The organism is Sphingorhabdus sp. (assembly GCF_044338195.1).
Taxonomy (GTDB): domain Bacteria; phylum Pseudomonadota; class Alphaproteobacteria; order Sphingomonadales; family Sphingomonadaceae; genus Sphingorhabdus_B.
In genome coordinates this window covers 39,469-53,179 of the sequence record NZ_JBIIMC010000014.1, presented here as the reverse complement: position 1 = coordinate 53,179, position 13,711 = coordinate 39,469, and the positions used below count along the sequence as shown (strand labels likewise).

Here is a 13,711-nt window from a genome sequence, read left to right as displayed (position 1 = left end):
GGCGCATCTGGATGGCATCGGCATGATTAATGGTGTGCGCGCTGCCCTGCCGGAAGGGCGTCATGTTGATTTCATGATCCTGACGGGCGACGCGAGCACGCAGCTAGGCGACGATTTGGCTGACATTTCCATCTTTCTGAAGCCGGCGGACACGGACGCATTGGTCACGGCAATCCGCGCGGTGTTGGCGTGCTAAGCCGCCGCTGGACCGAATTCCCGGCGACCCGGGATATTCCCTTAACAGAACTGCTAATTGCGGCATTGCTGGGCGTTGTAGGGCTTTTCCTGAACAGTTTCGAGCTCAAGCTTGGCTGGGGCATGAACTTTATACTCGGAAACGCGCTGGTATATGCATTTGTGCGCATGCTGGCGCCGCAGTCTCTGGTGCTTGCGGTTTCAGTGTCAAGTATCGGTTCAGTCATCTTGTGGAACCACCCATGGGGTTGGATCGTGTCGGCATGCGAAGCGGTATTTGTAGCCATCGTTGCGCGCCGCACCTCACCTGTCCGCAGCGTCGTTATTTACTGGATAGTGGTAGGCGCGCCTTTGGCGTTCTTATTTTATGGCGGCATCCTGAAAATGGATCAGCTGTCGCTTGCGCTCGTGGTCGCAAAGCATGTCGCGAACGGGATATTGAACGTCGTCCTTGGTGAGTTGATCTATGTCTCCCTTCTGAGCGGAAATCCGTTCGGAAAATTCGGGCATTGGCCAAAGCTTAGGGTTGAATGCTTTACGGTCATGTTATTCATGGGGACGGTGCTGATCCCGGCGACGGTGTATATGGCGCTGGATGCGCCGTCGCGTGAACGTACCACGATGGACGAGGTTAACAGAAACCTTGAATCGCGTATGCGCGTCGCGGATGCGAAGTTGAGTGCATGGGTGGATGCACGAACGACGCTGCTGCGCGGCTATGCGGATAATGGCCAGCTTCCCCGCGGCCAATCCGATGTTCGCTTGCCCAAAGAATTTTCGACAGAATTTCAGAAAATTGCTTTCTTGGCCCCCGATCAAAGCCTGGCGGCATTTGCATTGGCTGAAGGGGGTTCGGTTATCGGAGCAAAGACGGGGAAAGCAGATCTTCCGCCTTTAACAGAAAAGCGGGCGCGCTTGGTTGCGTTAAATCTGGGGCAAGGGCGATCGAATGTCGATTTTGCCCTGGTCGTTCCGCATGTTCGAAATGGCAAAGCGGACGATATTGTCGGCATATTGCGTCCGGAAACCTTGCATGATCTTGTCGAAATCCCCGGCCAGCATTTCGTGGACAGTGTTTTTGTTGCTAGCGCTGCCCAAGGGACGTTCGCGCTGACTCATGTCACCACGAACGTGCGCACCCTGGTTGATTCCATGTCCCAAAGTCAGCAGGCGACGGCTGTTACGAAACCCGTCCTTTTAAGCGACGTTGATTATGGGCGTGCAGTCACGTCCGATCTGCGTGACTCGCACATCGTTCGCGTGGGGCCCATCGCTGCTCTGCCGGATTGGCAAGTCGCTTCCGTGCTGCCGCTTGCACCCGCGGTGCTGAAAGCGCGCAAGGGACAACTGCGTCAGTTTGTTGCGCTCATCGCATTCGTTTTTCTGATTGGGCTGTTTGCATCGCGAATGAGCAAGAAGGCGTCGAAGATATTGCGGCGTGTGTCGCAGTCAGCCGCAGACCTCACGCAATTTGGGGGAGGGCAAACGGCGTCCGATCAGATATTTATTGAGGAAGTTAGCGAGATTTCGGGAACGATAGCGATTGCCGCTGCTTCGTTCGGACGCGAGCGCGGCGCTTTGGCAAGCTATCAACGCCGGTTGAACAGCATCGCACAACATGCTCCGATCATCGTCTATGCCGTTGACGTCGCCAATGGCGAAGGGACGGTCATGACCTATATAAGCCCGTCACTTGAAGAAATGCTGGGCTATTCGACGGCCGAAGGTTTGACGCCACAATGGTGGAGCAGTTCCCTTCACCCGGACGACTATGACTATTGTATGGCGGCGTTCAGGCATTTGGTGCCGGGCAAAGCTTATGCGGCTGAATATCGCATAAGGCACAAAAATGGTCACTATGTCTGGGTATATGACACGCTGTCCGTTGAACCCACGGCGCAGGGGGCTGAGCACGAAGCCGTTGGCATCATCATGGATATTTCCGAACGAAAGGCATCCGAGGACCAGCTTTTACACGCGGACAAGATGGCGAGCCTCGGCCGGATGATATCGGGAACGGCGCATGAGTTAAACCAGCCGTTGAACTTTATCAAAATGGCAGCATCTAACTTGCGTGAAAATGCGCTTCGGGGGCGCTTGGACGCGGAGAAGTTCATTTCCAAGCTTGAAAATGTTCTGGCGCAGGTCGAACGTGCCTCCGCCATATTGCTGCAGATGCGGATATTTGGCCGGACGTCGAAGGAAGCACCTTCTGCGATCAATCTCCAACATACGGTTGAAGCGGCCATCTTAATGGCCGAACCACAGATGGAACTCGACGGGACACAACTGGTTACCGAAGTGAAAGCATCCGACATTTACGTCCGGGCGTTGCCCGTGATGCTGGAGCAGGTCCTATTGAACCTGTTCATCAATGCCAATGACGCCATTCATAGCCGGCACGATACCGGCGACAGCGCAGAAGGTGAAATCAAAATCACCATTGATCGCAATGATCGGTCAGCGGTGATCACTGTGGCGGACAACGGCCCCGGTATCGCCCCGGATGTCTTGCCCAAGATATTTGAGCCCTTTTTTACAACTAAGCCGCCCAAGGAAGGTACCGGGCTTGGACTATCGATCAGCTATGGCATCATCCGCGACATGGGCGGCGTGATGCGCGCCAAATCGAGCCGCAAAGGCGCACGGTTCATTATCGAACTTCCGCTTGCCGATGCCACAGCAACCGAGGCCGCTTGAACCCGTCTAAGCTTTGGAGCTAATTCTTCATGCGGTGTTCCATTGACAGGCAGAAATCTTCACAGCAAAGTGGGAATGACACCGGTTACCTTAAGCAGATCTAAAAGGAATGAAGCGATGATCAGCCGCCGCACGAGCCTTTTGCTTTTGGGCTCAGCCCCGCTGCTGCCTTACGCAGCCCGCGCGCAAGGGTCCGCCGCTACCTCCAGCCTTGATCCACATGCAGCGATGCGTTGGGCGAAGGGATTTGAAGGCCAACGCCGTGCCGATTTGGGCAACGGCAAATTCCTCAACCCGATTTTTGCCGGCGACCATCCTGATCCATCATTGGTGTGTGACGGAGAGGATTATTATCTCACTTTCTCCTCCTTTGACGCATATCCCGGCATTGTCATTTGGCACAGCAGAGACCTTGTGAACTGGCGACCGGTTACCGCCGCGCTGACACAACCAATCGGTTCGGTGTGGGCACCAGATTTGGTGAAACATGACGGCCGTTTCTATTGCTACATTCCGGCGCGAACCCCTGAAAAGAAATCCATCTACGTCATCACCGCGGACAAGATCGAAGGGCCGTGGACCGACCCGGTTGACCTGAATTTGCCCCTGCATATCGACCCCGCGCATGTCGCAGACGATGACGGCACGCGTTGGCTGTTCCTGTCCGGTGGAGACCGTGTTCAGCTATCCGGCGACGGCTTATCGACCGTCGGTGGTGTCGAACATGTCTACGACCCGTGGCGTTATCCCGAAGAATGGGTTGTTGAAACATTCGCGCCCGAAGGTCCGAAGATCATGAAGCGCGGTGACTATTGGTATATGACGACTGCGGTGGGCGGCACCGCTGGCCCGCCCACTGGCCATATGGTCATCATGGCGCGCAGCAAATCGCTGGCTGGCCCTTGGGAAAATTGTCCGCGCAATCCGTTAATCCGCACCCTTTCCGCGCGTGAAAAATGGTGGTCGCGCGGCCATGCGACATTGTTCGAAGGCCCGGGCGGCACATATTGGATGATGTATCATGGCTATGAAAATGGCTATTGGACCTTGGGCCGGCAGACGCTGCTTGAGCCCGTAAAATGGGACGCCGATGGCTGGCCGCGTCCATTGGGGGGTGATCTGTCCCGCCCGATTAAGAAGCCGCGGGACATTGGCCCTCAACCACATGGCGCGCCATTGTCGGATGATTTTTCGACGGACAAAATGGGCACGCAATGGGCATTTTATGACCCAGCCCAGAACGAAGCCAACAGGCTGAAGCGGGTGGACGGCACCTTGCATATGGCGGCCAAGGGCAAGACGCCGTCAGATTGCTCGCCCTTATGCGCGTTGGTAGGTGATCAGGCGTATCGCGTCATTGTGGATATTGAAACCGATCCCGGGGCGGAAGGCGGCTTATTGCTGTTCTACAATCGCCGCCTTTATGCAGGATTGGGTTTTGGCAGCAAGGGCCTTGTCATGCATCGCTATGGCCTGCAACGGCCGCGCGGCGCCATTCCCGGCCAACGTGACCCCGGCGGCAGCGCTGTGTCAAAACTGTCGATACGTCTGACGAATGACCGCAACATCCTGACCATTCACACCAGCGATGATGGCCGCAAAACGTGGCGCAAGTTCGATGTTCAGATGGAAGTATCGGGCTACCACCATAATGTCGCTTACGACTTCCTTTCGTTGCGTCCAGCGCTCTACGCCGCCGGACAAGGCGAGGTCCGCTTTCGCAATTTCACCTATGAGGCATTATCTTGACTACGCCCCTGAAACTTCATCCTGACCGGCTTTTTCCTACGGACTCTGCCGTTCGGGATATCGCCCGCCGGTTATATGCCGACGTCGCTGGCTTGCCGATCATCAGCCCACATGGTCACACCGACCCGGAGTGGTGGGCGACCGATGCGTCTTTTGGCAATGCGACCGAACTGCTTCTGCATCCCGATCATTACGTCCTGCGCATGCTATATTCGCAAGGTGTTCCGCTTGAGGCGCTGGGCATCCGCAACGCCGATGCGGACCCACGCGAAAGCTGGCGACTGTTTGCAGAGCGCTATCATCTGTTTCGGGGAACGCCCTCGCGTATGTGGCTCGACTGGGTCTTTGCCGAAAGCTTTGGCTTGGATGTTCTGTTGTCGGCAGACACGTCAGACCATTATTATGACGAAATTACCGCAAAACTCGAAACCAGTGCCTTCCGGCCGCGGGCATTGTTTGAACGTTATAATATTGAGGTTATCGCCACCACCGAGAACCCACTCGACGATTTGCGTCACCATCAAGCGATACGCGACAGCGGCTGGTCCGGCCGTGTCATAACGGCCTATCGACCCGATCCGGTTATTGACCCCGAATTCGAAGGTTTTGTCGATAATCTGAAAACCCTCTCGGCTATAACGGGAGAGGATTGTTTTAGCTGGACGGGTTATTTGGCCGCGCACCGCCAGCGCCGCGCGTTCTTTGCGTCGATGGGGGCGACCTCCACCGATCATGGTCACCCGACCGCGCGTACGGCGGATTTGTCGCCGGCCGACGCACAGGCGCTGTTCGCGCGTATCGTGCGTGGATCATGCTCCGCCGCGGATGCAGAATTGTTTCGCGCGCAGATGTTGACCGAGATGGCGGGAATGAGCGTCGACGACGGCTTGGTGATGCAAATCCATCCCGGTGCGTTCCGCAACCATAACCCGTCGCTGTTCCATCAATTCGGACGCGACAAGGGGGCGGATATTCCGACGGCTACTGGCTACGTGCATGAACTGCACCCGCTGCTGGCCAAGCATGGCAACAATGCCGACCTGACGATCATCCTCTTTACGCTGGACGAGACCGCCTATGCGCGCGAACTGGCGCCGTTGGCGGGGCATTATCCAGCGCTGAAGCTTGGGCCAGCATGGTGGTTCCATGACAGCCCCGAAGGGATGCGTCGTTTCCGGAACCAGATGACGGAAACCGCCGGTTTCTATAATACGGTTGGCTTCAATGACGACACCCGCGCATTCTTGTCGATCCCAGCGCGCCACGATGTTGCCCGCCGGATCGATTGCGGCTTCCTGGCGCAATTGGTCGCCGAACACCGCATGGAAGAATGGGAAGCAGCTGAGCTTGCGGTGGACCTGAGCTATAATCTGGCAAAAGCAGCGTATAAATTATGAGGCTTTCTGACGCCAATCTTTCCCATTTGCCCGCAACGGTTGCGAGACCGGCATATGACCGCGATGCGCGCGGCGTTGGCATTGTGCATTTCGGTATCGGCGCGTTTCATCGCGCGCATCAGGCAGCCTATACCGACGATGCCATGGCCGCAGAGAGCGGTGATTGGCGCATCTTGGGCGTGTCGCTGCGTTCGGGCAATGTGCGCGACCAAATGCGCCCGCAGAATGGCCTCTATGCGCTTGTCGAACAGAGTGCAGATAGCAGCAAGGTCCGCGTCATCGGTTCGGTTGCAGACGTGATCGTCGCTGCGGAGGAACGCGACCGGCTTATCGCGGCCTTGGCCAATCCAGCGACGCATATCGTCAGCTTCACGATCACGGAAAAAGGCTATTGCCGCGCGCCGGACGGTGCCATTGACTTTGATGTTGCGGATAAGGGTTCGGTATATGCCTATCTGGCGGAAGCATTCCGGAGGCGGCGTGACGCCGGATCACCGGGCCTAACCTTGATGAGTTGCGATAATCTTGCGGGAAATGGCGCACAGTTGAAACGACTGATGACTGCATATCTCGATCGTCATGCGCCGGAGCTTATCAGCTGGTTCGAGGAAAAATGTGCGTGCCCATCGACGATGGTCGACCGCATCGTTCCGGCAACCACCGAAGCTGACCGGACAAGCATCGCAGCGCTTACGGGCCTGCGCGACGATGCGATGGTAGTGACAGAACCGTTCAGCCAATGGGTGATCGAAGACAATTTTGCCGGGCCGCGGCCAGCTTGGGAAAAGCATGGCGCGTTGATGACATCCAATGTCCATGTTTATGAAGAGGCAAAGCTGCGTCTGCTAAATGGGGCGCATTCCGCGCTTGCCTATTTGGGTTTGAAACGCGGCCATGAATTTGTGCATCAGGCCATCGCTGATCCTGAATTGGCGCGCTTGGCAAACACATTGATGCGTGATGAAGCGGCGACCAGTCTGGAGCCAGCGCCGGGACAAGACCTGAACGCATATGCCGATGCATTGATCGCGCGGTTTCAAAACCCCGCGCTTAACCACCGGCTCATTCAGATTGCGATGGATGGTAGCCAAAAAATCCCCCAGCGCTGGTTGGCTACGCTGGCCAGCCAACAGGCGAAGGGCAAACAATGCCCGTCTATCCTGACCGCCATCAGCGGATGGCTATGCCATATTCGCGGCGACAATGGCTTTGTCGATGACCCTTTGGCAGAGGTTTTGAAAGCAACATGGGCCCAAGCAGGCGCGCATGGCATTTCGGCCGCGTTGTTCCGTGCGGGTGGCATAATGGCGAGCGGTTGGACGCCAAGCGACGCTGATCTTCTCGAGATCGAACGTCAATTATAGGCAATCGCGGCGCACATCGAACGACGATGGATCAGTGCGCGTCCCGTTCGGTGGACATCAAACCCTTCGCGAGTACGGCGAGCGCTAACGCAATGACCACGTGATACACGTGCCAAGCTGCAGCCTCATCAAGCCACGCTGCGCGTCGGATGAACAACGTATCTGCCAGCATCAGGGCGCAGCCGGCTGGGATAAGCCATGACCGCCCCAAAGGGCCAGGTCGGGCGATTGATGCAAAAAGCATAATCACCAAGGCCAATAGGAAAACAGGGCCGAGTAAAGGTTGCGCGAACAAAAAGATCGCGGTCGCCGCGCACAGGATGAGTGCGATTATCGATATTATGTGTCTATCTGCAGGGCGGAACAGATAGCTGGATAAAATCGCCAAGGCACCCGCAAGGCCCAACAATTGAGACGCACCGCCATGTAAAGCGGCGAGCTGATCCTGCAAACCAGCCCCAAAACGCACGACGCCGATGAAGGCCGCTACGCCAAAGCAGGCCATCGCAAATGCCGGCAAATGTCGGTCGCTTCGCCAAAGCGCATTGCCAGCAAAAATCGTGACCAACACAATGGCGGCGTCGGATACAGCGTAATGGGCAGGCATCATGCGCGCGAAACCGATTCTGGCGCATTGCTAGCGGGGAGCAAACCAGCCTCACGCTTGATATCTTCGGACGTCAACCGTGACCCATCATGGCTCCACCCAGGCGGCGCAAAAATGTAACAAAAGCGCTGCCACAGGCTCAGTCCGCGTTGCGAAGCGTCTTGCACTATGCCGACATATTCGTGCGTTAAGATTGTGATTGGATTAAACGTCTCAAGATTTTTGACCAAGCCATAGTCAACCGGCACGGCGCGGTCTTCCTCGACAAATGTGCCAAACATGCGATCCCAGATGATCAGCGTACCGGCGAAATTCGCATCCAGATATTCTGGATTGCGGCCATGATGTACCCTGTGGTGGCTCGGCGTATTGAAAATATATTCAAACCACCGTGGCAAACGGTCGATCGTTTCGGTGTGCAGGAAGAATTGGTAAGTTGCGTTAAGGATCCCGCAAAAAACAACCAAGGCCGGATCAAAGCCGATCAAAATCAGCGGAATTTTGAGCATCATCGTTCCGGTAAAGTGCTTCATCCAACTTTGGCGCAGCGCAATGGGCATGTTGAAATTGGTGGATGAGTGATGGACCACATGCATGGCCCAACCCCAACGGACGCGGTGGCATATGCGGTGGTGCAGATAAAATCGCAGATCATCGAGCACGAAGCACAATAAGAACGATCCCCAGGTGATGGGTATTTCGCCAAACGCAAAGGGGGCTGCCGCAAATAAAGCGGCGGTCGTGATGAACGCAAAGATGGCATTTACCGGATCACTTGCGAGCCCAAGAAATATCGACAGCAACGAGTCTTTTGCCGGCACGTTACCTTTACGTTTGAGGAAGCGAATGGCGCCCAGTTCAAACAAGATGCCCAGCCCAAAAGCGACAAGGGATATGATAACCCAATTTTGGTTGATGAGCTGCGTAACTGTCACAAATTTATCCCCCCGCGGTTCGCCCAAGAAATAGGCTGATAGACATATTAAAAAATTGCAAAACGCTTTTGCGACGCAAACCCGCATAGGCTAAATTTCTGCAAACACCACCACGCGATCAGTTGGCCCAATAGACATATTCCTGATCTTTTTTCCATGGCGCGTTGAGCGGAACATCAATCCGGATCGCGCCTTCAAGTAGGCCGGGCCAAAGGGGCTTGGGCAAACCTGCGTTTTGCGCTTCGATCAACTTGCGCAGTTGCGCCACGCGCGCCGGATCCTTCGTGGCCAAATTGACTTGCTCGGTTGGATCGGTGGCGAGGTTGAACAGCCACACTTTGTTGGGACGTTCGGATATCTGCAATTTCCAGTCGCCTGCGCGCACACCGCGGTAATGCCCCGAACGCCAGAATGTTATTTCGCGTTTCGGTCCGGTGCCAAGCAGGTTGAAGCTGTCCATTTTGCGATCGCTGGGTACACGCGCACCGGTCGCTGCTGCAATGGTTGCAAACATATCAAGGTGCTGCGCGACATCGCTGCGAACCGTCCCCGGTGCGATCTTGCCCGGCCAGCGCATCATCATCGGCACATGGATGCCACCTTCGAAGAAGGTACCTTTATAGCCACGATAGGGCGTGTTGTGATCCTTGATGCCGGTATACCATGCCCCGCCATTGTCGCTGGTAAAGATAACAAGCGTATTGTCGTCGAGCCCCGTGTCCTTCAACTTTTGCAGGACGTCGCCAATCCGCCGGTCAAGCTGACGCATCATTGCGCCATAGACGCGCTGGGTATGGTCCTTAATCTGTGGCAACGCGTCATAGTCCGATTTTAGCGCCTGCAGCGGTGTGTGCGGCGCATTATAGGCGAGATACATGAAGAAGGGCCGGTTCTTGTTCGCGTCTATTGCGGCCAATGCATTGTCGGTGAAATAGTCGGTCAGGTGGCCTTTGGGACGAAAGCGTTCACTGTTCCCCCAATAGACCGCATATGGCAGGTTTGCCCATAAAAAGCGGTCGATCGGGTCCCATGGCAGCTTTGCATTGACGACCTGCGGGTCATCTTCGGCCATAAACAAATCGCCGCCCGCCCGCATGCCAAGGCTTTCGTCAAACCCCTGCGACGTTGGCCGCAATGGTTTGGCTTCGCCGAGATGCCATTTGCCGATGTGGATATTGTGATAGCCCTGCGCTTTCAATATCTCGGGCAACATGATTTCCGCATTGGGCACACCCATATCGGCATAGGCGGGCAGGTCGCGGTTCAGCTCTTCATGATAGATGGTTGGAAAGGGTGAATTCCCATCATTGTGCGCCAGATTTGAAGCGAACGCCGCTGGAATAGAGGTAAATTCAAAACCGAACCGTGTGGGATAACGCCCCGTCATCAATGCTGCGCGCGACGGCGAACAGGTGGCGTTCGCGGCATAGCCATTGGCGAAGCTGACGCCCTGTTTGGCAATGGAATCGATATTGGGGGTCGGCACCGCGCCACCGGCAACCCCGCCACCGTAAAGCGAAATGTCGTTCATGCCCAAATCGTCGGCGACAATCAGGATGACGTTGGGCGGACGTTGGCCAGAGGGGGCGACCGCAGGACCTTGCGCCCATTCAATGGGACGGTTTTCGCCAATCGGTTCGCGCCATTCGCTGATGATACCGGGAATGTAGATTTTATATTGCTGAAACCCCAAATAGCCCGCGCCGATCAACAGCGCCAATGCCCCGATCCATGTCCATTTTTTCATTCTGGGCTCTCCGGTTGAGGTTGACGTGATTGCCGCACGGACAGCCACAGAAACAGCAATATCACGGGTAGCGAAATCAGGCTGGCATAATGTTCGGGCGGGTGATGGCCGCTGACGGGCACATGCTTTATCCAGCCCGACCAGCTGAGCAACAGGCGCTCGATCAAAGACACCAAAAGAAATAGCGGCACCAGTGTGCGGTAGCGCAATGCGACCAAGAGGGTGACGATGCCATGCGCAATCTGCGTCGCGCCAGCCCAAGCAAACATGCCGAAGATCATCGTTGGATTGTGGCTGAGATCAAGCCCGGCAATGACGCCTGCACCGCCATCAGGCAGGAAGCTGTGGATCATCCCTGGCACGATCCAGCCAATGCCATAAAATGCCAAAAACCACGCCGCGTAACGGGATCCACGATAGTGGATATTCGTACTGGGTGGAAAGAAAGCGTTCATCCGGTGACGGTCAGAACGGCCAGATGTGTAAGAGCGGCAGCAAGCGCCAAGATGAGCGCAACGGTGACGCGCGGGCTGACGTAAAACGACACAACCCGCTGTGTCGGGAATGAAAATGTCGCAAGCGTACCAAGTAGCTTATCGGGATGGCCCTCCATAAAAGCGGGGTCCCTAACCAGCTTTATCATGTCGCGGCGGCTGCGGTAACGCATGAGGCCAAAGACGGTCCAATCGGGATCCGCCTCGGTGTTCCAAGCATCAATATATCCGCCAACCTTGCGTCCGACCATGCCGGGATGGCCACCATTGCGGAACAGCGCCGGCATGAAGCGTTGCGAATAGCGCTTGAGCAGATCGAAGCCTTGGACCATTTGGCCGGTTTTGGGGTCCTCAACTTGCTCCATCTGCGCTTTAACCAGATTGAGCATCACAAACTCGCGGCCGTCATCGGCTTCAAGGAACGCGCGCATAACCTGTTGGCTATTTCCTGTGCCTTCGAAACGCCCCGCCATTTGCGCAAGAAACGCATCAATTTCGGCAGGTTTCAGTGGGCCTGACCAATTGTCATACCAAAGCCGAAATAGGACATAGGCAAGCAACGCCGTTCCCCAGATAATCCATGCTGTCATGGCCTAATTGCCCTTCTTTTTGGCGCGCTCGGCATCGCGCCGCGCTTTTGCTGCCTTTTGACAGGCGGGTGATGTTTTTTTGATATTCTTGATAAGACAGGCGCGGACATTGTCGCGGCTAAAAGTCGCCAATTCTGCGGAGCAGTATTTACGGATGTCGGGCATGCACGCTTCGCGCACATTGTCTTGCGCCGACAGCGGTGCAGTTGACAGCAGCAGCGCGGACGCCGTCAAAATGAAGACTGCTTTTGACATCCTTGTCTTTTCCTTCATCCAATTGTCTTTTGCGTCCCGCGACGAAGCGGCGGAATATTATTGGCATTAATTGTGCCAAAATATATTTGCAATCGCTTTTGTCGCTTGCGCCAGCGGCCGTTTGCCGCAAAACATGGCGGCATGACCAACGCATCGCACAAAATGACATCACGCGCAGAAGCGCCGCTGGCCGATGGCCGACGGGAACGCAGCCGGTCGAGCCGATCGAAGATCGTTGCAGCGATGGTCGATCTGGTCGGTAAGGGCGATGTTGCACCCAGCGCCGCGCGTGTTGCGGAAGTTGCGGGTGTTGGCCTCCGCTCGGTTTTCCGACATTTTGACGATATGGACGAGCTGTACCGTGAGATGGGGGAGGTGATTGCGGCGCAGGTGATGCCCATCATCCTCGAACCGCCAAGCGGCGCCAGCTGGAAGGAAAAGCTGTTCGACATTGCGGACCGGCGGGCAGTGGTTTTCGAAACCATCCTGCCTTACCGGATTTCGGCCAATCTCAAACGCTTCCAATCGCCCTATTTGATGCAGGACTATCGCCGGATGCTGCGGCTCGAATCCGACAGCACCGAGGCGCATTTGCCTGCGGCGGTAAAGGCCGATGTGGCGGGTACCCGTGGTCTCAATGTCATATTGAGTTTCCAGACATGGCGATTGTTAAGGCATGATCAGGAATTGCCTTTTGAAGATGCCAAGGCGGTTGTGCGGCGTTTGCTGAGCGATGCCATGTCCGGCATGCCGGAGGATTGATGCAGCGCGTTGGTATCGCTCTCGGTCTGGCGCTGCTGTTGTCTGGCTGCGGCGATGCAGACGTGCCTTCTGAATCAATGTGCACCGGCCTGTCAGACAATAATATGGTCTGGGTCCCGGGCGGCAGCTTCGTCATGGGTGACGATCCGCATTATGCTGAGGAAGGCCCGCCGCAGACCGTGGTGGTCAAGGGGTTCTGGATCGACGCGCATGAAGTGACAAACGCGCAATTTGCGGCCTTTGTAAAGGCAACCGGTTATAAGACGATAGCGGAGCGCGATCCGCCCAAGCTGCCCGGTGCGCCGCCCGAAATGTTGGTCCCGGGTTCTGCCGTGTTCAATATTCCGTCGGACGACGACCCGCGTTGGTGGCACTGGGTCGTGGGGGCGCACTGGCGAAATCCCTCCGGTCCTAAAGAGACCATTATTGGCCGCGACAACGAACCCGTTGTTCAGATCGCCTATCAGGATGCAGAGGCCTATGCGCGCTGGGCGGGTAAGGAACTGCCGAGCGAGGCGCAGTGGGAATATGCTGCGCGCGGCGGTGCGGTCGCCTTGCCGGAACCGGTCGATGCAAAGGGCCAGCCGCAAGCGAACTATTATCAAGGTGTCTTTCCGGTCAAAAACCTCAACGCCGACGGCTATGTTGGCCGAGCGCCGGTGGGTTGTTTCAAACCAAACGGATTTGGTCTGTATGATATGATCGGCAATGTCTGGGAATGGACAAGCGCCAGCGGATCGCGCGCCGATGCCAGCGAACCGGTTAACATCATAAAAGGCGGATCCTATCTCTGCGCCGCCAATTATTGCGCGCGCTATCGCCCCGCCGCGCGTCAGTTTCAGGAGCGCGGGCTGGGAACCGACCATATCGGGTTTCGGCTGGTCGACACGAAGAAGGCTGGACCAGCTTCTTGACC

13 protein-coding genes are annotated in these 13,711 nt (G+C 56.2%); 7 read left to right on the top strand and 6 right to left on the bottom strand.

The window, feature by feature from the left end; all coding sequences use genetic code 11:
• The 5 genes from ACIQZK_RS05940 to ACIQZK_RS05920 form a co-directional block, all read left to right on the top strand.
• The coding region (locus ACIQZK_RS05940) for a hypothetical protein (RefSeq protein ID WP_397575323.1) at positions 1-196 on the top strand (196 nt) is incomplete at its 5' end.
• Complete coding sequence (locus ACIQZK_RS05935) at positions 190-2,895, top strand: ATP-binding protein (RefSeq protein ID WP_397575322.1); 2,706 nt, start codon at positions 190-192, stop codon at positions 2,893-2,895. The genes ACIQZK_RS05940 and ACIQZK_RS05935, both read left to right, overlap by 7 nt.
• Positions 2,896-3,012: 117 nt before the next feature.
• Entirely contained in the window at positions 3,013-4,644 is a 1,632-nt protein-coding gene (locus ACIQZK_RS05930; protein ID WP_397575321.1) for a family 43 glycosylhydrolase, read from the top strand.
• Entirely contained in the window at positions 4,641-6,041 is a 1,401-nt protein-coding gene (gene uxaC, locus ACIQZK_RS05925) for a glucuronate isomerase (RefSeq protein WP_397575320.1), read from the top strand. Before ACIQZK_RS05930 ends, uxaC begins: the two co-directional genes overlap by 4 nt.
• A complete protein-coding gene (locus ACIQZK_RS05920; protein WP_397575319.1) occupies positions 6,038-7,405 on the top strand; it encodes a mannitol dehydrogenase family protein in 1,368 nt (455 codons plus the stop codon). Before uxaC ends, ACIQZK_RS05920 begins: the two co-directional genes overlap by 4 nt.
• A gap of 31 nt (positions 7,406-7,436) precedes the next feature.
• On the opposite strand, the gene ACIQZK_RS05915 is transcribed toward ACIQZK_RS05920, so the two are convergent.
• The 6 genes from ACIQZK_RS05915 to ACIQZK_RS05890 form a co-directional block, all read right to left on the bottom strand.
• On the bottom strand, positions 7,437-8,015 hold the full coding sequence (locus ACIQZK_RS05915) for a hypothetical protein (RefSeq protein ID WP_397575318.1): 579 nt from the start codon (positions 8,013-8,015) through the stop codon (positions 7,437-7,439).
• A complete protein-coding gene (locus ACIQZK_RS05910; RefSeq protein WP_397575317.1) occupies positions 8,012-8,947 on the bottom strand; it encodes a sterol desaturase family protein in 936 nt (311 codons plus the stop codon). Before ACIQZK_RS05910 ends, ACIQZK_RS05915 begins: the two co-directional genes overlap by 4 nt.
• Positions 8,948-9,065: 118 nt before the next feature.
• The gene (locus tag ACIQZK_RS05905) at positions 9,066-10,694 is read right to left on the bottom strand and encodes a sulfatase-like hydrolase/transferase (protein WP_397575316.1); all 1,629 of its coding nucleotides are present in this window, start codon (positions 10,692-10,694) and stop codon (positions 9,066-9,068) included.
• The gene (locus ACIQZK_RS05900) at positions 10,691-11,083 is read right to left on the bottom strand and encodes a hypothetical protein (protein ID WP_397575315.1); all 393 of its coding nucleotides are present in this window, start codon (positions 11,081-11,083) and stop codon (positions 10,691-10,693) included. Before ACIQZK_RS05900 ends, ACIQZK_RS05905 begins: the two co-directional genes overlap by 4 nt.
• A gap of 62 nt (positions 11,084-11,145) precedes the next feature.
• Complete coding sequence (locus ACIQZK_RS05895; protein ID WP_397575314.1) at positions 11,146-11,778, bottom strand: hypothetical protein; 633 nt, start codon at positions 11,776-11,778, stop codon at positions 11,146-11,148.
• A 3-nt stretch (positions 11,779-11,781) separates the two neighbouring features.
• Positions 11,782-12,033, bottom strand: a complete 252-nt coding sequence (locus ACIQZK_RS05890; protein WP_397575313.1) for a hypothetical protein — start codon at positions 12,031-12,033, stop codon at positions 11,782-11,784.
• A 141-nt stretch (positions 12,034-12,174) separates the two neighbouring features.
• On the opposite strand from ACIQZK_RS05890, the gene ACIQZK_RS05885 reads away from it, so the two are divergent.
• Together ACIQZK_RS05885 and ACIQZK_RS05880 are read left to right on the top strand one after the other, a co-directional pair.
• Entirely contained in the window at positions 12,175-12,795 is a 621-nt protein-coding gene (locus ACIQZK_RS05885; protein WP_397575312.1) for a TetR/AcrR family transcriptional regulator, read from the top strand.
• On the top strand, positions 12,795-13,709 hold the full coding sequence (locus tag ACIQZK_RS05880) for a formylglycine-generating enzyme family protein (protein WP_397575324.1): 915 nt from the start codon (positions 12,795-12,797) through the stop codon (positions 13,707-13,709). The genes ACIQZK_RS05885 and ACIQZK_RS05880 overlap by 1 nt, the downstream gene beginning before the upstream one ends.
• Positions 13,710-13,711 lie beyond the last annotated feature (2 nt).

Excerpts from the sequence above, each read along its gene's own strand:
- ACIQZK_RS05920 (WP_397575319.1), top strand. The coding sequence starts at position 6,038 with ATGAGGCTTTCTGACGCCAATCTTTCCCATTTGCCCGCAACGGTTGCG.
- ACIQZK_RS05930 (WP_397575321.1), top strand. The coding sequence starts at position 3,013 with ATGATCAGCCGCCGCACGAGCCTTTTGCTTTTGGGCTCAGCCCCGCTG.
- ACIQZK_RS05880 (WP_397575324.1), top strand. The coding sequence starts at position 12,795 with ATGCAGCGCGTTGGTATCGCTCTCGGTCTGGCGCTGCTGTTGTCTGGC.
- ACIQZK_RS05885 (WP_397575312.1), top strand. The coding sequence starts at position 12,175 with ATGACCAACGCATCGCACAAAATGACATCACGCGCAGAAGCGCCGCTG.
- ACIQZK_RS05915 (WP_397575318.1), bottom strand. The coding sequence starts at position 8,015 with ATGATGCCTGCCCATTACGCTGTATCCGACGCCGCCATTGTGTTGGTC.
- ACIQZK_RS05890 (WP_397575313.1), bottom strand. The coding sequence starts at position 12,033 with ATGTCAAAAGCAGTCTTCATTTTGACGGCGTCCGCGCTGCTGCTGTCA.
- ACIQZK_RS05895 (WP_397575314.1), bottom strand. The coding sequence starts at position 11,778 with ATGACAGCATGGATTATCTGGGGAACGGCGTTGCTTGCCTATGTCCTA.
- ACIQZK_RS05905 (WP_397575316.1), bottom strand. The coding sequence starts at position 10,694 with ATGAAAAAATGGACATGGATCGGGGCATTGGCGCTGTTGATCGGCGCG.